Annotated in this window: 22 protein-coding genes and 1 pseudogene; 13 read left to right on the top strand and 10 right to left on the bottom strand. The window is 62.0% G+C overall.

The window, feature by feature from the left end; translation table 11 throughout:
• Positions 1–38 precede the first annotated feature (38 nt).
• The 10 genes from obgE to ASG25_RS18480 all read left to right on the top strand — a co-directional run bounded on the left by obgE (position 39) and on the right by ASG25_RS18480 (position 10,217).
• Positions 39–1,064: a GTPase ObgE gene (gene obgE, locus ASG25_RS18525; RefSeq protein ID WP_062477536.1), complete on the top strand. Its 1,026-nt coding sequence runs from the start codon at positions 39–41 to the stop codon at positions 1,062–1,064.
• Complete coding sequence (gene proB, locus ASG25_RS18520; RefSeq protein WP_062477533.1) at positions 1,064–2,254, top strand: glutamate 5-kinase; 1,191 nt, start codon at positions 1,064–1,066, stop codon at positions 2,252–2,254. Before obgE ends, proB begins: the two co-directional genes overlap by 1 nt.
• The gene (locus ASG25_RS18515) at positions 2,247–3,527 is read left to right on the top strand and encodes a glutamate-5-semialdehyde dehydrogenase (RefSeq protein ID WP_062477529.1); all 1,281 of its coding nucleotides are present in this window, start codon (positions 2,247–2,249) and stop codon (positions 3,525–3,527) included. The genes proB and ASG25_RS18515 overlap by 8 nt, the downstream gene beginning before the upstream one ends.
• A gap of 39 nt (positions 3,528–3,566) precedes the next feature.
• Complete coding sequence (locus ASG25_RS18510) at positions 3,567–4,160, top strand: nicotinate-nucleotide adenylyltransferase (RefSeq protein WP_062478066.1); 594 nt, start codon at positions 3,567–3,569, stop codon at positions 4,158–4,160.
• Between the two features lie 100 nt (positions 4,161–4,260).
• Positions 4,261–4,707, top strand: coding sequence for a ribosome silencing factor (gene rsfS, locus ASG25_RS18505; protein ID WP_062478062.1), 447 nt, complete (start codon positions 4,261–4,263; stop codon positions 4,705–4,707).
• A gap of 167 nt (positions 4,708–4,874) precedes the next feature.
• Positions 4,875–5,357, top strand: a complete 483-nt coding sequence (rlmH, locus tag ASG25_RS18500) for a 23S rRNA (pseudouridine(1915)-N(3))-methyltransferase RlmH (protein ID WP_062477526.1) — start codon at positions 4,875–4,877, stop codon at positions 5,355–5,357.
• Positions 5,358–5,539: 182 nt separating this feature from the next.
• The gene (locus ASG25_RS18495; RefSeq protein ID WP_062478059.1) at positions 5,540–6,934 is read left to right on the top strand and encodes a murein hydrolase activator EnvC; all 1,395 of its coding nucleotides are present in this window, start codon (positions 5,540–5,542) and stop codon (positions 6,932–6,934) included.
• A complete protein-coding gene (locus ASG25_RS18490) occupies positions 6,924–8,246 on the top strand; it encodes a S41 family peptidase (RefSeq protein ID WP_062477523.1) in 1,323 nt (440 codons plus the stop codon). The genes ASG25_RS18495 and ASG25_RS18490 overlap by 11 nt, the downstream gene beginning before the upstream one ends.
• 166 nt (positions 8,247–8,412) lie before the next feature.
• Positions 8,413–9,615, top strand: a complete 1,203-nt coding sequence (locus ASG25_RS18485) for a divergent polysaccharide deacetylase family protein (RefSeq protein WP_062477520.1) — start codon at positions 8,413–8,415, stop codon at positions 9,613–9,615.
• A gap of 53 nt (positions 9,616–9,668) precedes the next feature.
• Positions 9,669–10,217 (top strand): RNA pyrophosphohydrolase, encoded by a 549-nt coding sequence (locus tag ASG25_RS18480; RefSeq protein ID WP_062477517.1) that lies wholly within the window; start codon positions 9,669–9,671, stop codon positions 10,215–10,217.
• Positions 10,218–10,301: 84 nt separating this feature from the next.
• Here the strand turns inward: ASG25_RS18480 and bfr are convergent, their stop codons facing one another.
• The 5 genes from bfr to ASG25_RS23510 all read right to left on the bottom strand — a co-directional run bounded on the left by bfr (position 10,302) and on the right by ASG25_RS23510 (position 17,365).
• Positions 10,302–10,805 carry a bacterioferritin gene (bfr, locus tag ASG25_RS18475; protein ID WP_062477514.1) on the bottom strand — a complete coding sequence of 168 codons (504 nt, stop codon included), beginning with the start codon at positions 10,803–10,805 and terminating at the stop codon, positions 10,302–10,304.
• Positions 10,771–11,082 (bottom strand): (2Fe-2S)-binding protein, encoded by a 312-nt coding sequence (locus ASG25_RS18470; RefSeq protein WP_062477511.1) that lies wholly within the window; start codon positions 11,080–11,082, stop codon positions 10,771–10,773. Before ASG25_RS18470 ends, bfr begins: the two co-directional genes overlap by 35 nt.
• Before the next feature lie 295 nt (positions 11,083–11,377).
• Positions 11,378–14,953, bottom strand: coding sequence for an error-prone DNA polymerase (locus ASG25_RS18465; protein ID WP_082480353.1), 3,576 nt, complete (start codon positions 14,951–14,953; stop codon positions 11,378–11,380).
• Complete coding sequence (locus tag ASG25_RS18460) at positions 14,950–16,461, bottom strand: DNA polymerase Y family protein (protein WP_277996164.1); 1,512 nt, start codon at positions 16,459–16,461, stop codon at positions 14,950–14,952. Before ASG25_RS18460 ends, ASG25_RS18465 begins: the two co-directional genes overlap by 4 nt.
• Positions 16,412–17,365, bottom strand: coding sequence for a hypothetical protein (locus ASG25_RS23510; protein WP_062477509.1), 954 nt, complete (start codon positions 17,363–17,365; stop codon positions 16,412–16,414). Before ASG25_RS23510 ends, ASG25_RS18460 begins: the two co-directional genes overlap by 50 nt.
• A 170-nt stretch (positions 17,366–17,535) precedes the next feature.
• On the opposite strand from ASG25_RS23510, the gene ASG25_RS18450 reads away from it, so the two are divergent.
• Positions 17,536–17,970 (top strand): metallopeptidase family protein, encoded by a 435-nt coding sequence (locus tag ASG25_RS18450; RefSeq protein ID WP_062477507.1) that lies wholly within the window; start codon positions 17,536–17,538, stop codon positions 17,968–17,970.
• A 36-nt stretch (positions 17,971–18,006) separates the two neighbouring features.
• Here the strand turns inward: ASG25_RS18450 and ASG25_RS18445 are convergent, their stop codons facing one another.
• From ASG25_RS18445 to ASG25_RS18435, 3 genes are all read right to left on the bottom strand, one after another.
• Positions 18,007–18,213, bottom strand: a complete 207-nt coding sequence (locus ASG25_RS18445) for a DUF1737 domain-containing protein (protein WP_062477504.1) — start codon at positions 18,211–18,213, stop codon at positions 18,007–18,009.
• Positions 18,210–19,121, bottom strand: a complete 912-nt coding sequence (locus tag ASG25_RS18440; RefSeq protein WP_062478050.1) for a CoA ester lyase — start codon at positions 19,119–19,121, stop codon at positions 18,210–18,212. The genes ASG25_RS18445 and ASG25_RS18440 overlap by 4 nt, the downstream gene beginning before the upstream one ends.
• A gap of 207 nt (positions 19,122–19,328) precedes the next feature.
• A complete protein-coding gene (locus ASG25_RS18435; protein ID WP_062477501.1) occupies positions 19,329–19,889 on the bottom strand; it encodes a type 1 glutamine amidotransferase domain-containing protein in 561 nt (186 codons plus the stop codon).
• 182 nt (positions 19,890–20,071) lie between these two features.
• On the opposite strand from ASG25_RS18435, the gene ASG25_RS18430 reads away from it, so the two are divergent.
• Both ASG25_RS18430 and ASG25_RS18425 read left to right on the top strand, forming a co-directional pair.
• The gene (locus ASG25_RS18430; RefSeq protein WP_062477498.1) at positions 20,072–21,304 is read left to right on the top strand and encodes a putative DNA modification/repair radical SAM protein; all 1,233 of its coding nucleotides are present in this window, start codon (positions 20,072–20,074) and stop codon (positions 21,302–21,304) included.
• 29 nt (positions 21,305–21,333) lie between these two features.
• Positions 21,334–22,863 (top strand): UdgX family uracil-DNA binding protein, encoded by a 1,530-nt coding sequence (locus ASG25_RS18425; protein WP_244479446.1) that lies wholly within the window; start codon positions 21,334–21,336, stop codon positions 22,861–22,863.
• Between the two features lie 37 nt (positions 22,864–22,900).
• On the opposite strand, the gene ASG25_RS18420 is transcribed toward ASG25_RS18425, so the two are convergent.
• Positions 22,901–24,148: a Xaa-Pro peptidase family protein gene (locus ASG25_RS18420; protein ID WP_062477494.1), complete on the bottom strand. Its 1,248-nt coding sequence runs from the start codon at positions 24,146–24,148 to the stop codon at positions 22,901–22,903.
• Between the two features lie 45 nt (positions 24,149–24,193).
• Positions 24,194–25,645 (bottom strand): annotated as a pseudogene (locus ASG25_RS18415) (NAD-dependent succinate-semialdehyde dehydrogenase).
• Positions 25,646–25,729: the final 84 nt, after the last annotated feature.

The following is a 25,729-nucleotide window of genomic DNA, read 5'->3' as shown; positions in this document are numbered from 1 at the left end:
TGGCGGCAATTCCGGCAGGTAGCACGAACGGTACGACGATGAAATTTCTTGACGAGGCCAAGGTCTATATCCGCTCCGGCGACGGGGGAGCCGGTGCGGTATCCTTCCGGCGCGAGAAGTTCATCGAGTTCGGTGGACCCGACGGCGGTGACGGCGGGCGCGGCGGTGACGTCTGGGTGGAGGCCGTCAATGGTCTCAACACGCTGATCGATTTCCGCTTCCAGCAGCACTTCAAGGCCGGCACCGGGATCCACGGCATGGGCCGCAACCGCACGGGCGCAGGCGGCGATCACGTGACGCTGAAAGTGCCGGTCGGCACGCAGATCTTCGAAGAAGACGGGGAAACGCTGATCATCGACATGATCACGGAGGGCCAGCGCTTCCGGATCGCGGCCGGCGGCAATGGTGGTTTCGGCAATGCCCACTTCAAGTCGGCCACCAATCAGGCACCGAGCTGGGCCAATCCCGGGCTCGAGGGCGAGGAAAAGACCATCTGGCTGCGGCTGAAGCTGATCGCCGATGCCGGACTCGTGGGGCTGCCGAACGCCGGCAAGTCCACCTTTCTTGCCACTTGCACGAGGGCGCGGCCGAAGATCGCGAACTACCCCTTCACCACGCTGCATCCGAACCTGGGCGTCGCCACCATCGATGGGCGCGAGTTCATTCTGGCAGATATTCCCGGCTTGATCGAAGGCGCACATGAGGGCGTCGGCCTCGGGGACCGTTTCCTCGGTCATGTCGAGCGCACACGTGTCCTGCTTCACCTTGTCTCGGGACAGGAGGAGGATGTGGCCAAGGCCTACAAGACCGTAAAGCACGAGCTGGAAGCCTATGGTGGCGAGCTGACGGACAAACCGGAAATCGTGGCGCTGTCGCAGGTCGATACGCTCGATCCTACTGAGCTGAAGAAGAAACAGAAAGCGCTGGCGAAAGCATCGGGGACGACCCCTTTCCTTCTCTCGGCCATTGTCGGCACGGGCATGACGGAAACCTTGCGTGCCCTGCGGGATATCATCGTGACGGCCCAGACGGCGGGCAGCGACGACGCGGGGAGCGCCGACTGATGCGCTCGGCCCGCAAGCCGCTTTCGACCTATCGGCGGGTCGTCATCAAGATCGGATCGGCCCTGCTGGTCGATCGGGCGCGCGGGCTGAAGACGACATGGCTTGACGCCATCTGCGCCGACATTGCCGCGCTGAAATCGCAGGGCGTCGATGTCCTCGTCGTCTCGTCGGGCGCCATTGCCCTCGGCCGTTCTGTGTTGAAGCTGCCCGCGGGCGCGCTCAAGCTGGAGGAAAGCCAGGCCGCAGCAGCCGTCGGGCAGATTTCCCTGGCGCGAGCCTGGTCGGAAAGTCTGTCCCGGGACGCCATCATTGCCGGACAGGTTCTGCTTACACTCGGCGACACGGAGGAGCGAAGGCGCTACCTCAATGCGCGTGCGACGATGACCCAGCTCCTGAAGATGGGTGCGATCCCGATCATCAACGAGAACGACACCGTCGCCACGAGCGAAATCCGCTACGGCGACAACGACAGGCTGGCCGCGCGCGTCGCCACCATGATCGGTGCGGACCTGCTCGTGCTGCTTTCCGATATCGACGGACTGTACACGGCACCGCCGCATCTGGATCCGGAAGCCAAATTCATCGAGATCATTCCGTCCATCACGCCCGAGATCGAGGCGATGGCCGGCGGCGCAGCATCGGAGCTGTCGCGCGGCGGGATGCGCACGAAGATCGACGCCGGCAAGATGGCGACCAGCGCCGGTTGCGCGATGATCATTGCCTCGGGCAAGGTCGATCACCCTCTGGCGGCGCTGGCCGAAGGTGCCCGATCCTCCTGGTTTGCCCCGTCCACTACGCCTGTCACGGCGCGCAAGACATGGATCGCCGGACAATTGTTGCCCTCGGGCACCCTTGCCATCGATGCGGGCGCCGAAACGGCATTGCGTTCCGGCAAGAGCCTGCTGCCGGCCGGTGTGCGCGACGTGACCGGAACGTTCAGCCGCGGCGACACGATCGCCATCGTGAGCGCGGACGGACGAGAAATCGCCCGGGGACTTGCGAGCTACGACGCTGACGAAACGCGGCAGATCGCGGGCCGGAAATCGGGGGACATCTCGGAGATCCTTGGCTATGCCGGCCGCGCCGCCATGGTGCATCGTGACGATCTGGTCATGACAGGCACACTGCCGGACGCGCAGGCGACGACGCGCGCGACGTGTGAGACGGAGAGGAACGACATCGATGCTTGACGATCCCCGCAAGCGCGAAATCCAGGATCTGATGGCCGCCATCGGCCGTCAGGCCAAGGCTTCGGCCCGGCCACTGGCAACGGCATCGCCGACGCAGAAGACGGCAGCCCTCATGGCCATGGCCGATGCGATCCTGAAGCGAAGCGCAGATATTCTGGCTGCCAATGCGCTCGATCTTGAAAATGCACGGGAGACCGGCGTGGCCGCCGCCTTCATCGACAGGCTGACGCTGAATGAAGAGCGCGTGTCGAGCATGGCGAACGCCATCCGCGATATCGCTGCTCTGCCCGATCCGGTCGGCGACGTCATCGCCGAGTGGGAAAGGCCGAACGGCCTGCGCATCCAGCGCGTCCGGACGCCGCTCGGCGTCATCGGAGTCATCTATGAAAGCCGGCCGAACGTGACCGCCGATGCGGGTGCGCTGTGCCTGAAGGCCGGCAATCCGGTGATCCTGCGCGGCGGCTCCGACAGCCTCCACTCCTCGCAGGCAATCCATGCCTGCCTGCTGGAGGGCCTGGTCTCGGCCGGCCTTCCAGAGCATGCGATCCAGATGGTTCCGGTCGCCGACCGGTCGGCCGTCGGCGCCATGCTGACCGGTCTGAACGGGGCGATCGATGTGATCGTGCCTCGCGGCGGCAAGAGCCTCGTTGCGCGCGTTCAGAACGAGGCACGTGTCCCGGTGTTCGCGCATCTCGAAGGCCTATGCCACGTCTATGTCGATGCTTCGGCCGATCTCGACATGGCGCGCGCCATCATCGTCAATGCCAAGATGCGTCGCACCGGCGTTTGCGGCTCGGCGGAAACCCTGCTGATCGACACGGCCGGCGCAGAACGCTTCGTCGTGCCGCTGATTGCCGCGCTGCAGACCGCCGGCTGCGAAGTGCGCGGCGACAACGCGGTTCGGGCCATTGTCCCCGGCCTGATTGCGGCCACGGAAGAAGACTGGGCGACGGAATATCTCGATGCCATCATCGCGGTGCGGATGGTCGACGGCGTTGCCGGTGCGATCGAGCATATCGGGCTCTGGTCATCGTCCCACACGGAAGCCGTCATCGCCGAGGACGCCGGAGTCGTCCATCGCTTCTTCACGGAGATCGACAGCGCCATTCTCCTTCACAATGCCTCGACCCAGTTTGCCGATGGCGGCGAATTCGGCATGGGCGGCGAGATCGGCATATCCACCGGCAAGATGCACGCACGCGGTCCCGTCGGCGTCGAGCAATTGACCTCCTTCCAGTATCGGGTGCGCGGCACCGGCCAGGTTCGACCGTAAGTGACGGAAAATGCGGGTCTCGCCGATCGTTATCTGCGGATGCCGCATGTCGAGCCGGGGATGACGGTCGGCCTTTTCGGCGGCTCGTTCAACCCGCCGCATGACGGGCATGTGCTGGTGGCCGACATCGCCTTGCGGCGGCTGCGGCTCGACCAGCTCTGGTGGATGGTGACACCGGGCAACCCCCTGAAAAGCCGACGTGAACTTGCGCCGCTTTCCGACCGTATCGCCCTGAGCGAAGCCATCACGGAAAGTCCGCGCATCAAGGTGACGGCCTTCGAGCATACACTCGGGCAAAGCTACACGGCGCGAACACTCGAAAAGATCCGTGCCCGCAATCCGGCCATTCATTTCGTTTGGGTTATGGGCGCTGACAATCTGAAGACATTCGATCGCTGGCAGCGCTGGCAGGAGATTGCCCGCAGCGTTCCCATCGCTGTCGTCGATCGGCCCGGCGCGACCCTGGCCTACCTCTCCTCGAAAATGGCGCAAACCTTCGACTATGCCCGCGTCGATGAGGAAGATGCCGCTCTTCTGGCCCGACGCCCTGCACCAGCCTGGACGTTCCTTCATGGTCCACGTTCTCCGCTGAGCTCGACGGCCTTGCGGGCGGCCAAGCCTGTGCGGGGCTGACGATCTTTTTGCCTGCGTCTTGAAACCTTAAGGCTTTGATGACTACATTTATCAAGGTGACTGTCCGACAAGCGGTTGCCCGGCGCAAGATGTGCCGAACGTGCATGTTCTGGTCATTGGGAAAGGAAATACTCTGACAACAGTACACGCCAAGGGAAATGTCACCCGCATCTTCCCGAAAAGCACGGAACGTGGCGACGATGCCGCCGACCGCGCGCTCCAACTGGTTCTCGCCAGCCTCGAGGACTCAAAGGCAGAAGATATTGTCACGATCAACATTGCCGGAAAATCGGCGCTGGGCGACTACATGGTTGTGGTCTCCGGGCGATCGAGCCGTCATGTTGCAGCCATCTCCGATCACTTGGTTTCCGACATGAAGGACGACGGCTTGGGCGCTCCCCGGGTTGAAGGCTTGGAAACAGCGGATTGGGTTCTGATCGATGCTGGCGATATCATCATTCACGTGTTCCGTCCTGAAATCCGCGAGTTCTACAATATCGAGCGGATGTGGGCGGCCCCTGAAATGGACGACGGCACACGCCACTGATCCTTGATGTCAGTATCCTGACGCCACGTCGTCGGCGTTGCCTGTAAACGTGCGTCGAGAGCTGTTGCAGCTGCACAGCGATCGTTGCATGCGGCGGATGTCCAGCGTCCGGACCAAAGCCGACATCCCGGTGTCGGCCCGCAAATGCTGTGCCGGAGGCCAGAGGGTTGAAAATTGGACTTTTTGCTGTCGGGCGCCTGAAAGCCGGCCCGGAGAAGGATCTTGCGGCGCGCTATCTCGACCGCTTCGCCAAAGCCGGTCCGGCCATCGGGCTCGAAGCAGGGCGAATGACGGAAATCGCGGAAAGCCGGGCCTCCTCCAGTGAGATGCGCAAGCGAGAGGAAGCTGCTCAGCTGCTGAAATCTCTGCCTGAAGCGGGTCTTCTCATTCTCTTGGACGAACGCGGCAAGCACCTGGACTCCCCCGCCTTTGCAGAGCTTGTCGGCGGGTTCCGTGATCAGGGAAAACGCGACATAACGATCGCAATCGGAGGGGCGGACGGGCTCGACCCTGACCTCCACGCCCGGGCGGACGCCGTCATCTGCCTCGGCCGTCTGACATGGCCGCACCAGCTTGTTCGCATCCTCATTGCCGAGCAGCTCTATCGCGCTGTCACCATTCTGTCCGGACACCCTTACCACCGCGTCTAAACACCGGTTCGCGCGGCTATCAGGCATGCGCCATCGGTCTTCCGGCCATGCGTGCGCCGCATTTGTGGCAAATGGCTTTGACCATGCGCGCTGACAAGCTTCGGACAAGGCGGAAGACGGCAGATGGCGGGATGATCTGGAACCGGCAGAAGAGACGTGGAAAGGGCAAGTCGGGCGATCGGATGAGTCTGCCGATTGATCGCCCCGGCCATGCGCTTCGTCTGTCGGCGGTCCTCGTCGCGCTTATCGGGATCGATAGCCCAGCGCAGGCGCAGGAGGCCGAGCGTGGCGATCGTCCCGCCATCGCCGCACCGGAGGATCCTGCGGCTGCCTTGTCCCAGAGGCGCAACAACACCCGCATCGAACTCGACGCGCTCTCAAAGACCATCAGCCTATCGCAAGAGCGAGCGCTCGCGCTTCAGTCCGAGATCGCAGATATCGAGAAGACCAATGCGGCCCTTCGCCAGGCCCTGGTGGAGTCCGCGGGCAAGCGCCAGACGCTCGAACAGCAGATTGCCGATGGCGAGACGAAGCTGGCGGACCTGCGCGTGCGCGAAGACACCGTTCACCAGTCGCTGAAGGCGCGGCGTGGCGTGCTGGCCGAGGTTCTCGCCGCGCTGCAGCGAATGGGCCGCAACCCGCCGCCTGCCCTTCTTGTTACGCCGGAAGATGCCCTTGGCTCTGTCCGGAGTGCCATTCTGCTGGGCGCCGTCGTGCCGGGTATCCGCCACGAAACGGAAAATCTTGCTGCCGATCTTCAGGCCCTTGCCGGCCTGCGCTCAGACATCGTCACCCAGAAGCAGGCGCTTGGAAACGACATGACCGCGCGGCTGGAGGAAGAGCGGCGGATGAACATGCTGGTCGCCGAGAAGGAAAAGCTCAAAAGCAGCAACGCCACGGAACTGGCTGCCGAACGTCGCAAGGCAGAGCAACTGGCCTCGCAGGCAACAAGCCTTCAGGGCCTGATCGGCTCGCTCGAAAGCGAAATCGGCTCTGTTCGGGCCGCGGCCGAAGCGGCCCGTGCGGACGAAGAAGCACGGGCGCGACTGTCGGAGGCGGATCGCGAGGCAGCGCGCGCGCTGGCGCGCAATGCGGTGCCCGACAAAAACCGTATTGCCCCGGCATATGAATTTTCCGAGTTGCAGAAGAAACTCGCCTTTCCCGTCGCCGGCTCCGTCCTGCGCCGATACGGCGACGACGATGGAACTGGGCATTCCTCGCAAGGCATGATGCTGCGAACCGAAGCGGGCGCGCTGGTTACCGCACCGGCAGATGGATGGGTCATGTTCTCCGGCGCATTCCGCAGCTACGGGCAGATGATCATCCTCAATCCGGGCGATGGCTATCTTGTTGTTTTGTCTGGAATGGAGACGGTTGCCGTCCAGCCCGGCCAGTTCGTCGTTGCCGGCGAGCCGCTCGGTCAGATGGGAACGAAAAGAGTGGCGAGTGCTGCGGCTTTGGCGCTGGAAACAGATCGACCAACGCTTTACATTGAATTCAGAAAAGACGGTAAACCGGTTGATTCTCGACCATGGTGGACCGCCTCAGACACCGGAAAGGTACGAAATGATTCGTAGGGCTTCACTAGTTCTGGTCGGGGCGTTGATGGGCGCGACGGCAATGAGCGTCGTCTACTCTGCGGTCGTTCCGGCCGTTGCGGCCAATCCGTCGACGTATCGCGAACTGTCGATCTTCGGCGACGTCTTCGAGCGCGTGCGGGCCCAATATGTGACGCCGCCGCAGGACGACAAGCTGATCGAGAACGCCATCAACGGCATGCTCTCGTCCCTTGATCCGCATTCGAGCTACATGAATGCCACCGACGCAGAAGACATGCGCACCCAGACCAAGGGTGAATTCGGCGGTCTCGGCATCGAAGTCACGATGGAAGACGAGCTGGTCAAGGTCACGAGCCCGATCGACGATACGCCTGCCGCCAAGGCCGGTGTTCTCGCCGGCGACTTCATTTCCAAGATCGATGGCCAGGATGTTCGCGGCCTGAAGCTCGAAGAGGCGGTCGACAAGATGCGCGGCGCGGTCGGCAAGCCGATCAAGCTGACCATCCTGCGCAAGGGCGCCGACAAGCCGATCGAACTGACGATCGTTCGCGATGTCATCGCGGTCCGCGCCGTCAAGTCGCGTGTCGAAGGCGATGTCGGCTACGTCCGCGTCATTTCGTTCACTGAAAAAACCTATGACGACCTGAAGAACGCGATCGAGAAGATCAAGAAGGACGTGCCTGCCGACAAGCTGAAAGGCTATGTGCTCGACCTTCGCCTGAACCCGGGCGGCCTGCTCGATCAGGCGATCAACGTTTCCGACGCCTTCCTCGAGCGTGGCGAAGTGGTCTCCACGCGCGGCCGCAACGCGGACGAAACCCGTCGCTTCAATGCGACGCCGGGCGACCTGACCGACGGCAAGCCGGTCATCGTTCTCGTCAACGGCGGTTCGGCGTCCGCATCGGAAATTGTCGCCGGTGCCCTTCAGGATCTGAAGCGCGCAACCGTTCTCGGAACGCGGTCTTTCGGCAAGGGTTCCGTCCAGACGATCATCCCGCTCGGCGAGGCCGGGGCGCTTCGCCTGACGACGGCGCTCTATTACACGCCATCGGGCAAATCGATCCAGGGCACAGGCATCTCGCCTGATATCAAGGTGGAGCAGCCTCTTCCGCCGGAGCTTCTCGGCAAGGTCGAGAACACCAGCGAGTCGAGTCTGCGCGGCCATATCCAGGGCCAGAACGAGACGCAGGAGGGCTCCGGCTCCGTTGCTTATGTTCCGCCGGAACCCAAGGACGATATACAGCTGAACTACGCGCTGGACCTGCTGCGCGGCAAGAAGAGCGATCCGAGCTTCCCGGCGAATCCGCAGAAGGCCGAACTCGCACCCTGAAGCCGAAGAGACCGTTGCAAATGCCTGAAACGCCGTCCGGCCCCCGGGCGGCGTTTTTGCATGTCCGGCGACGCGCAAGCTTGGCGCGGTATCACGTTCGCTGATGCATGTCGCCCGAAAGCGTGCAGCGTTTTCGGGCGACATGCATCAAAAGTAGAGGACAATTTTGGGCACGGATCTCAATGCACCGCTCGGGCAGAACAGGCGCCCGGCAAAGACCAGGACGCGGCTGCGCAAGGGGCGGGTGGCGCTTGGCCTGTTCGCGACGGCCATTGCCGGCGTGACCGTCTTTGCATGGATGACCCCCCTCGGCCTGCTCCCGCCAGCGCCACTGCCTGCCTCGACCGAGATCGCCGCGGCGCCGTCTGCCGGGCAAACCGAAGATAGCCTAAAGGATCCAGTAAAGGCCGGATCCCGATCCACGGGCGAAGCGGCATCATCGGGTGCGAGCATCAACCGCACGCTCCTGGACAACGGCAATGTGGTGACGACCTATTCCCCGGGTCAGCGTGGCAAGAACGGTCCTGCCATCATCGAGGTCGGGCCCGTGCGGGGACAGGATCCGCGCATGGCAGCACAGCCGAACGAATTGCTTCTCGAGGATGCTCCGGAGGGTCGCCTGCCCGTGATCGGGCCCGACGGGCTGCGGCCGATGGATCAATATGCTCGCCCCTGGTCGGGTGCGCGCGGAACACGAATCGCGCTTGTCATCGGCGGCATGGGATTGAGCCAGACGGGCACGCAAAGTGCCATTCGCACGCTTCCCCCGGCGGCGACCCTGGCTTTTGCCGCATCCGGCAACAGCCTGCAACGCTGGATGCAGGAGGCGCGCCGGACAGGCCACGAAATCCTTTTGCAAGTGCCGCTGGAGCCCTTCGACTATCCCACGAACAACCCCGGGCCGCAGACCCTGCTGGTTGGCGACGGCGCACGGCAGAATCTCGCACAGCTGCACGACGCGCTCGGCAAGATCACCAACTATACCGGCATCATGAATTTTCTCGGTGGCCGCTTTCTGTCGAACGCGGAGGCGCTCGAACCCGTAATGCGCGATATCGGGCAACGCGGTCTGCTGTTTCTCGACGACGGCACCTCGGCGCAATCGTTGACATCGACGCTCGGCGACGCCCTGAATGTGCCCTATGCGTTCGGCGACGTCGTGGTGGATACACAGCTCGACCGGACCGCTATTCTGCGCAAGCTCGACGACCTCGAGCGAATCGCAAGACGCAACGGCACCGCCATCGGCACGGCATCGGCCTTCGACGAAAGCGTTTCGGCTATTGCGCAATGGATGGATGAGGCGGAAAAGCGTGGCATCGAATTCGTCGGCGTCTCTGCGCTGGTCAAGGACACGAAGCGAAACTGAACGGAAGTCCGCGCGTGCTGCCAGACAGCCGCCACATGCCCTGAGGATAGATGATGAGCAAGACCGGCAAGACCCCGCCTCTCCGCGCCGAAGATCTCCCATATCGGCCTTGCGTCGGGATCATGGTGCTGAACGACCAGGGCCTCGTCTGGGCCGGTCGGCGTATTCCCTTGGGCAACTCCGAATATGACGGATCGGGGCAACTCTGGCAGATGCCGCAAGGCGGCATTGACAAGGGAGAAGATCCGCTGGAAGCGGCAAAGCGTGAGCTTTATGAGGAGACAGGCATGCGCAGCGTGTCGCTGCTGATGGAAGCGCCGGACTGGATCAACTACGACCTACCGACCCACCTGATCGGAATCGGACTGAAGGGGAAATTCCGGGGTCAGACCCAGCGCTGGTTTGCCTTCCGTTTCCACGGCGACGACAGCGAGATTGCTATCAACCCACCGCCCGGTGGACACGAAGCCGAATTCGAGGAATGGGCCTGGAAGCCGATGACCGACCTTCCCGGGCTTATCGTGCCTTTCAAGCGCGCAGTGTATGACACTGTTGTTTCCACTTTCGCGCATCTGGCAACGGAGACGACGAGAAAGCGTTGAGGCGGCGAAGAGGATCAGAACCGGCGCTACCGCTGTCAGCAAGAGGTACGGCGTCATGAACGCCGCACCTCTCGACATCCTGTATCAGGCGTCTTCGCTGCCGACCTCGGCCTTGTCGGCGGAGGTCGCATTCAGCTGTCCGTATTTCTCGGCACCGATCGAATTGAACAGTTGGAGCTGCGTTTCGAGGAAGTCGATATGGCCTTCCTCGTCCATCAGCAGTTCTTCGAAAAGCTTCATGGAGACATAGTCGCCCGCCGCGTGACAGATGTCGCGCGACTCCTTGTAGGCATTGCGAGCATCGTATTCACCGGCAAGATCGGCCTCAAGGACTTCCTTGACGTTTTGCCCGATGCGGAGCGGGCCGACGGTCTGCAGATTGGGATGACCGTCGAGAAAGATAATGCGCGCGATCAGCTTATCGGCGTGGTGCATTTCCTCGATGGACTCGGCACGCTCCTTCTTTGCCAGGAGCGTGTAACCCCAGTCCTCGAGCAGGCGGAAGTGCAGCCAGTACTGATTGACCGCCCCTAGCTCGAGATAGAGGGCTTCGTTAAGCCGCTCGATGACCCTTGTGTCGCCTTTCAAGATCCGCTCTCCTGTTTTCCTCGTGAAATTTTTTGAGACGGGTCATGAAATCAAATATCTGGTCATCCGTCGAGTGCCGCACGGCGTGATAGCGTTCCGTGGTCCGGATAATCAGGTCGACCACATTGGGGAAGCAGCCGCAGCAACGCCCGCGCTTCTCCATCGCGTGATAGACTTTTGCAGGCACGATCAGCTGCCAACAATCCTCATCGAGAAGGGCGGTGATCGTATCCTCTATCTCCTTCTCGGAGATGAAATTGCAACTGCAAACCAGCATGACGTCTTGCCTGTCTTCGCATCCTCGCTGAGGCAGCAGTAAACAAACAAGATAATTGGTGTCAAGAAAAAAGCCTGTGATCGCGCAAGCCTTAGTTTAGAACAATTCCAAGGAGATAACGTAGTCGAAGGATGATCGGCAAGTGCCGCCGGGCGCGCGGTAGCGGTAGCAGCTTGATCTCGGTCGATTGGGCAGGTCATTTCCAGAGAGCGGTCTAAGCCAGTGTCGGCACGGCAGCACCCAGCCGCTTGCACGCATGTATCGGTGGCCGACAGAAGATGCATTGCGCGCAGGTTTAATGGAAGTTGCGACCCTTGGGCATCACCTGCGCCGTTTCCATCAGGCCGGACTTCCGTCGCGCCTCACGACGGGCGCGCTCGCGCAGGGCCTGTTCCCGCGCATCGCCCTTCTGCCTCTGATCGACCGTAGGGCGCAGTACCTCGTCCGCTCTTTCGTTGACGGCAAAGCGGCGTGCCTCGCTCTTCAGCAGACCCAGTGCCTCGGTCATGTCGTCCAGGCTTTCCGCAACGACATGGATGACCCCGTTCTGGCTCTGGAGACGCCCGGTGACCTTGACGAGCCGCGCGCCCATGACGACGGCACGGAACGTTTCGAAGACGGCTTTCCAGACGATGATATTGGCGACACCCGTCTCGTCTTCCAGTGTCATGAAGATCACGCCTTTCGCAGATCCCGGCCGCTGCCGCACCAGAACAAGGCCGGCCACCGTGACGCGACGCCCCGGACGCGTGGTCGCAAGGCTCCGGCATGCCACCACGCTATCCCGTGCGAACGCTTCCCGCATGAAGGAGACCGGATGCGCCTTCAGCGAAAGCGACAGGGCCCTGTAGTCGTTCACCACCTCTTCGCCGGCCGGCATGATCGGAAGACGCATGGCAGGATCCACTCTCAAGTCTGCCTCTCCCGCCGCGGCAAAGAGCGGCAAGCGTTCGGCGGGCGCCTTTTCATCGAGCGCCTTGATGTCCCAGAGCGCGCGGCGGCGATCGATCCCGAGCGATCCGAACGCATCGGCATCCGCCAGGCGTTCGAGCACGCTGCGCGTCAATCCTGACCGCAGCCAGAGATCGTAGATCGAGACATATCCCGCGCCGCGATGGGCCACCAGACGCGCCATGTCGTCTTCTCTCAATCCCTTCACCAGCCGAAAGCCGAGGCGGACGGCGTATTGCGTCAGGATGACGTTGCGCATATCGCGGTGGCGGGGATCGATCGCTCGGGGGTCGAAATCGGGTCGGGCAACGCTTCCATCATTGCTGTCCTGGGGTTCGTTTCCCTCCAGGATCGTTTCCCAGTCGGACAGATTGATATCGACGGCACGGATCTGGACGCCGTGCTCGCGGGCGTCGCGCACGAGCTGGGCCGGCGCATAGAACCCCATCGGCTGGGCGTTGAGCAGGGCTGCGCAGAAGATATCGGGATAGAAGGTCTTGAACCAGCAGGAGGCATAGACAAGGAGCGCAAAGGAAGCGGCATGGCTTTCGGGAAATCCGTATTCTCCAAATCCCTTGATCTGGTTGAAGCAGCGGACGGCGAACTCGCGATTGTAACCGTTCTTGACCATGCCTTCGATCATCTTAGTCTCGAAATTCGCGACCAGCCCCGATCGGCGAAAGGTGGCCATGGCGCGGCGCAACTGATCCGCTTCCGCCGCGGTGAACTTGGCCGCCGTCATCGCGATCTGCATGGCCTGCTCCTGGAACAGCGGCACACCCAGCGTCCGCTTTAGCACGGTCTTCAGCTCCAGGCTCTCATAGGGGATCGCCTCGCCTCGCAGCTTTGCCTCCCGGCGCTTGAGGTAGGGATGCACCATGTCACCCTGAATGGGACCCGGCCGGACGATCGCCACCTCGATCACCAGATCGTAGAATTCCCGCGGTCGAAGCCGCGGTAGCATGCTCATCTGCGCCCGGCTCTCGATCTGGAAAACCCCCACCGTATCGGCACGACAGATCATGTCGTAGACCGGGTTGTCGTCTTTTACATAGTCGAGCTCGGTGTCGTAGACCTGAGACAGCAGCATCTGCTTGCCATAATGGGTCTCCAGCATGCGGAAGGCCTTGGCGAGACAGGTGAGCATCCCGAGCGCGAGAACGTCGACCTTGAGGATCTTGAGCGTGTCGAGATCGTCTTTGTTCCACTCGATCATGTAGCGGCCGGGCATGGCCGTCGGCATGATCGGCACGACCTCGTCGAGCCGGTCATGCGTGATGACGAAACCGCCGACATGCTGGGACAGGTGCCGCGGCATGTCCATCAGCCGTCCGGCATAGGTGAACATGCGCATCACAGTGGGATCCGACAGGTCGAGCCCGGCCGCCTTGGCCTGTTCGTTCGTGAAGGACGATGTCCACCAGCCCCAGATGGAGGCCGCAAGCGCCGTCTGCACATCCTCGGAAAAGCCGAACACCTTGGCCACCTCGCGCCCAGCCGAGCGCGCGCGATAACTGATAGCAGCAGCAGCGATGCCGGCATGCTCCTTGGTGTAGGTGTCGTAGATGAACTGGATCACCTCTTCGCGCCGTGCATGCTCGAAGTCGATATCGATATCCGGCGGCTCGTCGCGATCCACGGAGAGAAAGCGATCAAAGAGGAGAGTGAACTTGACTGGATCGACCTCCGTCACATGAAGACAGTAGCAGACGGACGAATTGGCCGCGGATCCGCGCCCCTGGCAAAGAATGCCTTTCGATCGCGCAAAGGTCACCAGGCGATGGACGGTGAGAAAATAAGGCTCGTATTGCTTCTTGCGAATGAGATCGAGTTCATAGGCGATCTTGGTTTCCACGGCCTCCGACACGCCCTGAGGATATCGCCGCGCCGCGCCTTCCCGCACCAGCCGCTCGAGCGCCTGCGACGATGTCTCGCCCGGACCGGCCTCGTCCGGATAATTGTGCTTCAGTTCGTCGAGCGTGAAATCGAGCGTCTTGAAGAACCGCTCCGTGTTGGCAACGGCCTGGGGATAGTCACGGAAGATACGGACCATCTCGCCGGGAGCCTTGAGGAACCGCTCGGCATTGGCCTGCAGTCGGAAGCCGGCCTCTGCAATCGTCACATGCTCGCGGATGGCCGTCATGACGTCGGCCAGCGGTCGGCTGTCGGGAGCGTGGTAGAGCACGTCGTTCGTGGCGATGAGGCGCACATCCGTGCTGTCGGCAAGGGCTGCAAGAGCCGCGAAATCCTGCGCGTCGAACCCGTCATAGCGCGGCGTCATGCCGAGGAAAAGCCGGCCCTTCATGAGAGGCTGTAGCGTTCTCAGGGTATGACCGAGCACCGCCCAGTCATCGTTTCCGCAAGATGCATCGTCGGTCCGAACGTCTGCGACCGCTCCCGCGGACGCGTCGGTCACTTTTCCGCGGGCGAGCGGCAAGCCGCCAGAGGCTTCTCCGGGAGCGCTCCATCCGGTGCGGCCCTTCATCACGATCACCTGCAGATGTTCCTGCCATGCGAGGAGATCAGGCAGAAAGAGCGTGCAGTGGCCCTTGTCGTCGGCACGCAGATTGCCCGCGCTCAGAAGACGGCAGAGGTGCGCCCATCCCTTCCGGTTGCGCGGATAGGCGAGCATATCCGGGGAGCCATCGGCAAAGACGAGGCGCGCCCCAGGCTGGAAAGGAAATTTTTCCTCTCGGGCCTCTGCATGAGCCCGAACGACACCCGAAACCGTGTTGCGATCGGCGATCCCCAAGCCCTTCAGGCCGATGCGCTTGGCCGTGACCACCATTTCCTTGGCGCCCGAAGCGCCACGCAGAAAGGAGAAATTGGTACAGGCGCCCCATTCGTAAAAGACAGGCGGCGTGTTGTTCGTCACGCCGTCGCTGCCGTCCCGTCCCTTTCGGGGAGCAGCGCGGGTCATGCGAAAATGCCGTGCATGAACCAGTCGGGATGCATCCGCTCGCGCTGGAACAATCCATTGCGGAACATCCAGAACCGGCGCCCCGTCTCGTCCTCGATGCGAAAATAATCGCGCGTCGGCGCGTCTTCGCCGTCGATCCACCATTCCGCAGCAATGCGCTCCGGGCCTTCCGCCCGGGCAACCCGATACGCGGTCCGCCGCCAGAAAAACCGTTCCGGTGCACCGTCCGGAACATCGGCGACGGGCACCTCCACGCGCTCGGGATGCGTCAGAAGACGCAGGGGCCGCACCGGCACAACCGGCCATTCCTCGGCTTGAAGCCCTTTGGCTGCCGGAGACGCAGCATCGCGGGCGGGCCGAAGGCTTGCCGCCCGCTCGGGAATATGGCTTGCCGCGAGAACGGCAACCGACAGCACCTCGTCTCCAAAACGAGCGACGACGCGGTCCGTGAAGTCGGCAAGGGCGCGGCTTTGGTCGGGTCGTCCCGAAAAATCATCCTGAACGGAGGAGATCGGCTCGGCCTTGAGCACGCAAAGCCGCAAGATCTCGAAGCCATAACCGGCATCCAGATCGTCATGCACGGCGGCAAGCCGTTCCCGATAGAGCGCAGCGATGCGCTTTGGATCCCGCAACGGAGACGATGTGCCGGCGAGCAACCGGAATACCTTGCCGTCGACGCGGAAAAGCAGAAGTTCGAACTGGCGCCCGCCCTCTCCCCGCTCCTCGAGGCGCCCCTTCAGGCCATCGGCGAGCTGCAGCGCCAGTCCGAGGATGTCATCTTCGCCCGAAACCGGCGATATCAGCCTGCGTTCGACCGAAAGCTCGGCCACAGGCCGGCGCGGAGACAGCGGTTCGTCGTCATGCCCGAGCGCCTGGTCGAGCCGAAGGAAGACGAGCGGTCCGAAGCGTCGGGCAAGGGCCGCTCTCGGCGCTTCCATGAGATCTCCAACCTGCGTCAGCCCCAGTCTGATCAGCGTATCCGTGAGGGCCTGCGGCAGTCGAAGCGCCGTCACGGGCAAAGGCCCGAGCGCGACAGCCTCCTCTCCTGCTTCGATGACATCATTGCCGGAAAATCGGGCAAGAGCCCAAGACAGGCCGGGAGAGGCCGCAATCGCCCCCCGCGCCTCAACGCCAAGCTGGAAAAGGCGCGACAAGACATCGTCGAGCAGGGCTTTCTCTCCACCATGCAGTTTGGTGCAGCCGGTGATGTCGAGCGCCAGACCGTCGGCACCAGCATAGGCAACCAGCGGCGTATAGCGATCGCACCAGTCAGCCAAGCCTGAGAGAAAGCTCTGGTCAGCGGCAGGATCGGCCGGCAGCACATCGAGACGCGGATGCATGGCGCGGGCTTCGGCGACACCTTGCCCCCGCTTCAACCGCAGGCGCTCGGCCAGACTGTCGAGCGCCACGATCCGCATGGCATTTTCGACCTTGTCCGAGAACACCACCGGCGGATGATCAGGACGCCCGTTTGAAAGCCATGACGCGCCCCAGCGCCGGCGCGCCACCCGGTCGGCCGACAGATGCGGGAAGGACAGCGACAGGATCCGCTGCGTGTGCCGGAAGAGAGACGGCGACGGGGTCGAGAGGGTAGAACCGGCGCGCATGGGAACTCCATTCAAGGTAGGCATCAACAGGGGAAAAGGCCCGCGTCTTCTCGGCAATCACGTGAAAGGCGGGATGCCCGATGCCGGTCGAAAGCATCGTTCCATCCGGCAGCATGAACAGGGATGCAGGGGCAGGACGTACGAGAAGGCGGAGATGCGCGCTACTTGCCTCCTCCTCCCCGGCTTGGCGCAGCAGAAAAATCGGCACGCCGCTGCCCATCGATCGCAACTGCAGCCGTCGGCTCTCCTGAAGTCCGAGACGCGCCGGATTGCCGCGGATCTCCAGAATGACGGCGGAGAAGACGGAAAATCCAAGCGCTGCCTCGGCAATCCACAAGGCCTGCTGGAGATTGCGCGGCCTTGAGAACAGTGCGGCGCGCAGATCGATGCCGAGAAGCGACAGGCCGACCCCGTAAGGCTCGCCGGCCTCTTTTTCCGCCATCGTTTCGGAAATCCAGAGAATAGGCCCGAGTTCACCCCGCGCCTTGCGCCGTGCCTGGCAAAGGGCGGCAAGTCCAAGCGTGAAGCCCGTAGCGGCACCGGCATCACGTGTTTCCGCCACGCGGATCTCGCTCAGACCCTTGAGCGGAAGCCCGCCGGACATGGCATGATCAAGCGCGGGAACGCCAAGCGGCAGCGTTTCTTCGTGCGCGGTCGGAGAAAGGCCGGACGCGGAAAACCCGGCTTTTTCGCCCTCCGTCCTTGTAGTGGCAAGACAGGAACCGGAGGGCCTGTCTCGTTCCAAGCGGGCAATGGCGTCGCGCAGGGCGAGCACCGTCTCCCGCGGCACAGCGTTTTCAGCCATGGCAGTCAGCTCCTATACGTTCCTGTTATGTTCTTATTGATTCCAGAGCTTCAAAAAAGAGTCAACGCAGCTGGGAAAAGATTCCGCAGATTCTGCACAATCGCCTGACGGTATGAATTGCTTCTCGAAATGACCGAGGAAATGGCTATATAAACGGACAAGGAGTATCCATGGCCCGGATTGACCAAAGCGACGATTGGCGTGAGCGCCATGCGCCGACCATCAGCACGTTCGAGTCCCTGACGCTGGAAGCCTATGGGCACCTGCCGGAGGAATTCCGGCTGCTGGCCACTGACCTGATCATCGAGATCGAAGACTTTCCGGATGACGATGTCTTCGAAGACATGGCGCTGGAAACGCCCTTCGATCTGCTGGGGCTGTTTGAGGGGCGCGGTATCGGCGAGCGTTTTACCATGGAAACCGGTACGATGCCGAACCGGATCACGCTGTATCGCCGGCCGATCCTCGACTACTGGGCCGAAAACGACGAGACGCTGGGCGATATCATCACCCATGTCCTCATCCATGAGATCGGCCATCATTTCGGTTTGTCTGACGACGATATGGAGCGGATCGAGGCAAGCGTGGAGCATGTCGGCGGGTAATGAACCCGCCGCATGCCATGTAAATCGTGCGTCTGCCTATTGCTCGGACAGCTTCATGTCGGGCACGTAATCCTTGCCGTCGACATCTTTCACCACTGCCTGGCCACACTGCATGATCTGCGCGTCTGCGTTGAAGGTGTACGTCGGTGAGCCGTGCAGATCCCAGCCCTTGTTGAGAGCGGCCGTCACCTTGTGGCAGAAGCTCGCATCGTCTGGACCCGTGAGAAAGCGGTAGAGTTTCATGTGGGTTTCCCTCTTCGTTTGATGGCCTCGACCTTGGCAAGGCAGGCAAGCGCTTGGTCGAGATGCAGTGTTTCGACCATTTTGCCCTTGTGCACGATGACCGATCTGCCGGCATTGTCCGGATGATCGAAGGCCATGACGATCTCTCGGGCTTCCGCCTCTTCGGCAGCGGAAGGTCCGAAAGCGGTGTTCGCCGGCGCGATCTGCTGCGGATGGATCAGCATCTTGCCGTCAAACCCCATATCACGACCCGCCGCACACTCCCGGGCAAAGCCTTCCGCATCGGCAATATCGTTGAAGACGGCATCGAGAGCATCGAGCCCGCTTCCCCGCGCCGCGAGAAGGATCTGCATGAGCCAGGGGACGAGATAGGTGCGTCCGGAAAGAGCCGCGACGCCTGTCTCCTTGCGCAGATCGTTGAGGCCGGGGATCAAGCAATCGAGCCGCCCGCCGCGCGTGCGCCCTGTTTCCGCGATCGCCGCCACATTGAGAACGCCCCTTGGCGTCTCGATCATTGCCCAAAGCCGCAGATCATCAAGCGCATCACCCTCGTCCCAGCCTTCGGCGATGTCGAGAATATCCCGCGGCCCCTCCACCTTGGGCACAAGAACCGCATCAAACCGGCAGACGGAAAGAGCTTGAAGATCCGCTTCGCCGAAACCCGAGGCCAGACTGTTGATCCGGACGATCTGTTCGACGCCCGGCATGGTCTGCGTTGACTGCCCAAGATGGCGCACCAGCGCTTGGCGGGCCTCCAACTTGTGCTCCGGAAGCACGGCATCTTCCAGATCGTAGATAACCGCATCGGGCGAGAGGCTTGCCATCTTTGCAAGCGCACGATCATTGTCGGCGGGCACGCAGAGCACGGAGCGGCGCAGGCGATGGGGGTGGCGGTCGGACATAGACATCATGCACCCTTTTGCCTGTCTCGTTTCGGCTTCGCAAGCGTCGTGCACCGGAGATGGTCCCGCCACCGCCTCCGTTCAGCGTAGGATGGCCTCAGTTCGGCATAGGATAATCGCAGAGCCATCCCGCTCCGGGTCAGCAGACAACCAAGCACAAAAAAACCGGCCCCATTCTGAAATGGAGCCGGTCAGATCTTTCAGGGACAGACCTTAGGCTGCCTTGCGGTCATGAAGACCTTCTTCAACTTCCTCGACGATCTTTGCCACGAAGGCATCGAGATCGCCGGGATTGCGGGAGGTGATAATGCCCTTGTCGGTCACCACGGCCTCGTCTGACCACAGGCCACCGGCGTTGACCACATCGGTCTTGATCGACGCGAACGAGGTAACCTTGCGGCCCTTGACGGCGCCGGCCTCGACCAGAAGCCACGGCGCATGACAGATGGCAGCGACGACCTTACCAGAGGAGACGAACTCACGCACGATCCGCAAGGCTTCGTCTTCGACGCGCAGCTTGTCCGGGTTGATCTGGCCGCCCGGCAGAACCAATGCGTCGAAATCTGCGATGTTCACATCCTTGGCTTCGAGATCGACATCCATGCTGTCGCCCCAATCCTTTTCGTCCCAGCTCTTGATGCTGGTCTTGCCAATCGAGGCGATCTTCACGGTTGCACCCTGCTTTTTCAAGCCGTCATAGGGAACACGCAGTTCCGACCGTTCATAACCATCGGTGGCGAGAATGAGAATTTTAGAGTCCTTGATGGAAGGCATGAGCCTGCTCCTTGTTGTTTGTCACGTTGCGTCCGGTCACGGCGCGTTGGCCGGTGACCCCGCATGCGAATGTCACGACGGGTTCGACCTGTTAACGAAGCGCGCCGCCGATCGTTCCGAAAATGAAAGCGTCAACGCACGTAACATTGACGTTTGCACCAAAAGAACATATGTAGAACACTATGAAAAAATCGCTGAAAGAGCGTTTGGCCATCCTCTCGGATGCCGCCAAATACGATGCATCCTGCGCCTCCAGCGGCACGACGAAACGCAATTCGTCGGCAAGCGGCGGCCTCGGCTCTACCGAGGGGTCCGGCATCTGTCACGCCTATGCGCCAGATGGGCGATGCATTTCGCTGCTCAAGATCCTGATGACGAATTTCTGCATCTACGACTGCGCCTACTGCATCAACCGTTCGTCCAGCAATGTCGAGCGGGCGCGTTTTTCGGTTGAGGAAGTGATCTGGCTGACGCTCGAATTCTATCGGCGAAATTACATCGAAGGCCTGTTTCTCTCGTCCGGCATCATCCGCTCGTCGGATCATACGATGGAGGAAATGGTGCGCATCGCTCGCGAGCTGCGCGTGACGCATAACTTCCGCGGATACATTCATCTGAAGTCGATCCCGGAAGCGTCGCCCGCGCTGATCGAGGAGGCCGGGCTCTATGCCGACCGTCTGTCGATCAACATCGAACTGCCGACCGATGCGGGCCTCACGCGCTATGCGCCGGAGAAACGACCGGACGGCATCCGCAAATCGATGGGCGATCTTCGCCTGAAGATCGAGGAGATGCGTGATCCCACGCTGCAGACCAAGCGGACCCGGCGCTTCGCTCCCGCCGGCCAGAGCACGCAGATGATTGTCGGGGCCGACCAGGCGAACGACAGCGTCATCCTGGGGACCAGCGCCCGGCTTTACGGCAGCTATGGACTGCGTCGCGTCTACTACTCCGCCTTCAGCCCGATCCCCGATGCCTCGCGCAACCTGCCCCTTGTCAAGCCACCTCTGATGCGCGAGCACCGGCTCTACCAGGCCGACTGGCTCTACCGCTTCTACGGCTTCGGCATCGAAGAGATCACGCGCGACCAGCCCGACGGCATGCTGGATCTCGATCTCGATCCAAAGCTTGCCTGGGCTCTGGCCAACCGGCAGCGTTTTCCCGTCGACATCAACAAGGCGGATCGCGAGATGCTGCTCCGCGTTCCCGGCTTCGGTACCAAGATCGTTCGCGCCATCCTGTCCGCACGCCGGCATCGCACCTTGCGATTGGAAGATCTTGCACGCCTCAAGGTGTCGCTGAAGAAGGTCCAAGCCTTTATCGTTGCAGAAGGCTGGACGCCATCCCGGCTCATCGATCGTCCAGATCTGCGCACGATGTTCGAGCCCAAACCGGAACAACTGGTCCTGCTCTGATGCCGCCGCTCATCGAGAGGCAAGCCGTCATGCTCGATGGCAAAGGCGACTTTGGTGAATGGCGGGATGCAGCACGCCGCCTCCTGATGGCGGGAACGTTGCCGACCGCCGTGGACTGGCGCGAAAGACAGGGTATCGCCACAGACCTATTTGCCGAGGTCACGCCGGTGCCTGCGAACCTTGACGAAGAACGGGAGGGCGCCCGATCGGCATCACCGATGCAGATCACCGTTCCCCGCGCTTTCATGACGCTTGCCGAAACGGTGATCTGCCATTCTGATCCCGGCCGCTTTGGTCTTCTCTATCGCACGCTCTGGCGTCTGCAGTCAGAGCGCAATCTGCTAGATATCGTTTCCGACGCCGATGTCGTGCGTTTGCAGGCGATGGAAAAGTCCGTTCGGCGCGATAGCCACAAGATGAAAGCTTTCGTCCGCTTCAAGGAGATTGGTGCCGGCACATCAACGACGGATATCATGGACGTCATCGTCCATCCCGTCTCCCTGGAAACCGGCAGCATTGCGATCGGCCGCAGGCGATTTTTTGCCTGGTTCGAGCCGGATCATTTCATCGTTGCTCGCGTTGCGCCTTTCTTCCAGCGGCGTTTCACGGATATGGACTGGATCATCGCCACGCCGAAAGGATCCGCTGTTTGGGATGGAACGACACTGACCGTGACGTCCGAGCCGGCGGACGACCCCAAGCTGACCGATGATGCGGACACACTGTGGCGCACCTACTACAGCAACATCTTCAATCCGGCCCGGCTGAAGGTGAAGGCCATGCAGTCGGAAATGCCGAAGAAGTACTGGAAGAACCTTCCGGAAGCAGACCTCATTCCCGGCCTGATCGCCGGCGCGGAGGAACGGGTGCGCGAAATGGCGAAACAGGCCATGAAAGACCCACCGACCTTTCACACCAGAGTACGGGAAGCCGCCATGCCGAAGACCGAGGAAAGCACCGCCCTTCCCGGAACCCTCGACGCCGCACGCGCCGAGGCCCGCGATTGCACCCGCTGCCCCTTATACTGCAAGGCGACGCAAACCGTGTTCGGCGAAGGTCCTGACGACGCGAAGCTCATGTTCGTCGGCGAGCAGCCGGGCGATCAGGAGGACCTTGCAGGAAAACCCTTTGTCGGACCTGCCGGGAAGATGTTCGACACCATCGCAGGTGAGGTCGATCTCGATCGCAAACAGGCTTACGTCACCAACGCAGTGAAGCATTTCAAGTACGAGCCACGCGGCAAGCGGCGAATCCACCAGAAACCCAACATGGGCGAAATCCGGGCCTGCCGCTGGTGGCTCAAGCTGGAACTTGAGTTGATCCAGCCAAAGCTGGTGGTCGCCATGGGCGCAACGGCGCTGACCTCCGTCATGAACCATGCCGAGAAACTCGGGGACTATCGGAGCCGCAAGGTCGATCTCGATGACGGCCGCGCCCTCTACACCACCGTTCATCCGTCCTACCTCCTTCGCATTCCCGACGAGGGGCGCAAGCGCGAGGAAATCGATCGGTTCCGCGAAGATCTGCACGCCATCAAGCGCCTGAGCGACCACCTGTAAAGCCGACTATGGATGAGCGGCCACGGTGCGAAAGAGGTTATCGGATTGCAACCAGACCTGTGGGCAGGCGGTTCATGGCCTCGTGACCATCCGGGGTAATCAGCAGCTGATTCTCGATGATCATCCCACCGACGCCATCCACATACCAAGGCGTCTCGAAGGCAACGACCATACCCGGCTCCAGCACGACCCTGCTGGTCGCAGAGAAGAACGGCCATTCCTCGCTGCCGAGCCCGGCGCCGAGACCATGGCCGAAATGGCCGCGTGAATAGCCGGGAAACCCGGCTTCCGTCATCGCCGCCGTCGCGGCCTCATGAACCCTTCGCATCTCGTTGCCCGGCCGGATCTGCGCAAGACCGGCCTCGAACGCATGCGACAGCGCGCTGAAAAGCCTGCTCTGCACGGCGTTCGGTTCACCGCAGACAAAGGTCCGGCCCGTGTCCGATGTGTAACCCTGAACCAGGCAACCGACATCGACCTTGATCAAGGAGCCCGCCTCCACCACACCGCCGCGCGACCAAGGATTATCCTCAACGGAAACGTATTCCCAGTGTCCGGCGAGATGGCGGATATTCTCTGCGCGCGCTGCCGTCTGGACGGCCGACGTCCACACGGCCGCCAGCGCGTCACGCGTCTGCCCGGGCGCGATCGCTTCCGCCAGAGCTTCGATGCCGACCTCCGACAATCTGACGGCCGTCCGCAGGTGATCGATCTCCTGCACGGACTTCACCATCTTCAAACGTCGAAGCACATCGCTGCCATCGATCAGCCGGCAACCGGGCAAGACGTCCGTCAGCAGGGCGAAATCCGACACCGAAAGACTGTCGAGCTCGATACCGACCCGCGCTGCGGACAACGTCCGCGAGGCCAGGAGGTCACCGGCAAGCCGAAAGCCGTGGGACGCATCAAAGGTCTCGGGCCGCGCGAAGCCCGCCTTTCGGCCGGCGCCGGCCCAAGCCGCAGCCACGAGTTCGGGCACGGGTTGGGTCAGATCGTAGGGGCGGAGATCCGCGGTTTCGACCCAGAGCGGATGGATGCGAAGATCCGTCACGTCGCTCGATGCGCGGAAGCTTTCCGCATGGAGATCGCTGACCACGGCTCCGATGGCGAGAGAAGGATCTGCAGGCACGAGCGCCGCGACGGCGCCCGCTCGTCGCCACATCGCGCCCACCCCCGGACTGGCGCCGGTCGCATAGGTAAAGCTTTCCGGCGTCAGCAAAAGAAGCGCATCAAGACCCGCTTCCGCCATAAGCCGTGCTGCCCGGTTTCTATCCAGATACGCCATGTTCGTTCCCCCTCGGCAGATATCGGCCTGCGCGATCCATGCCGGTCAGATATTGCCCATGCAGAGATATTTCATGTCGAGATAGTCCTCCATGCCGTGACGCGACCCTTCGCGGCCGATCCCCGACTGTTTCAACCCGCCGAAAGGTGCCGCCTCGGACGACATGCGGCCGGTGTTGATCCCGATCATGCCGTATTCGAGAGCCTCAGCCACGTGCCAGACCTTGCGCAGCTCGGTGGCATAGAAATAGGCGGCGAGACCATAGATCGTGTCGTTTGCCTGATGGATCACATCCTCGACCGTCTCGAACCGGATGACAGGCGCAACAGGACCGAAGGTTTCATCGAAGGCCACCAGCATGCCGTGATCGACATCGGTGAGCACCGTCGGCGCAAAGAAGGTGCCGGTTTCCCCCACGCGACCGCCGCCGCACAGCACCTGCGCACCGCGCAGTGTCGCATCCTCCACATGATACGCCACCTTGCGCAGGGCCGCCTCATCGATCAGCGGGCCGACCGAGACGGAAGGCTCAAAACCATCTCCGACCTTGAGATCGGCAACATGCGCTGCGAGTTTTTCCGCAAAGACGTCATAGACGCTCGACTGGACCTAGATCCGGTTGGCGGAGGTGCAGGTCTGCCCGGCATTGCGAAACTTCGCCTGCAGGGCGCCGTCTACCGCTGCATCGATGTCTGCATCGTCAAAGACGATGAAGGGTGCGCTTCCGCCGAGCTCCAGGCTGAGCTTCTTGATCTGATCTGCGCATTGTCGCATCAGCAGTCGTCCGACCTCGGTCGAACCGGTAAAGCTGATCTTGCGCACATTCGGATGCGTGCACAGTTCATAGCCGACCGCCTGACCTTCGCTTGCAAGAATGAGCTGGAAAACGCCCTCGGGGAAACCGGCATCAAGCGCAAGCCGGTGAAGCGCGACAGCGACGAGCGGCGTCTGCTCCGCCGGCTTCAGGATCACCGGGCAGCCGACGGCCAGCGCTGGCGCAACCTTCCGCGCAACCATGGAGGCCGGAAAATTCCACGGCGTGATCGTGCCGACGATGCCGACCGGCTGTTTGATGACGAACATCCGCCTGTCGGTGGACGGGGCCGGAAACGTCTCGCCATAGACGCGCTTGGCTTCTTCCGCATACCACTCGATATAGGCTGCGGCGTGCTGCACCTCCGATCGTGCTTCGGCAAGCGGCTTGCCCATCTCGGCGGTCAGGATCGCGGCGAGGTCGTCGATATGCACGAGAACGAGATCATGCCAGCGCCGGAGAAACTGGCTGCGATCCTTGGCCGGAAGTCCAGCCCACATCGGCTGCACAGATCCTGCCCGCTCGATCGCTGCCCGTGTCTCGGGCACCCCCATATCCGGCAGGGTTGCCAGGAGAACGCCGGACGAGGGATTTCGCACCTCGAACGCCGCCCCTGTCACCTCCGCACCGGCAAGGATCTGGGGATCCCGGAGGTGACGGGTAAGGTCGGATGTGACACGCATGAAAAGCTCCCGGATCAAGGCATGTCTCCCGCGCGCGTCAGACAGCATCGGCAGCTTTGGGAGTTGGCTCAGGACCTTGCCGCG

The sequence above is a fragment of the Rhizobium sp. Leaf384 genome (genome assembly GCF_001424065.1).
Classification (GTDB): Bacteria; Pseudomonadota; Alphaproteobacteria; order Rhizobiales; family Rhizobiaceae; genus Ferranicluibacter.
The sequence above is the reverse complement of the archived record's forward strand: the minus strand, read 5'-3'. Positions and strand labels throughout refer to the sequence as shown.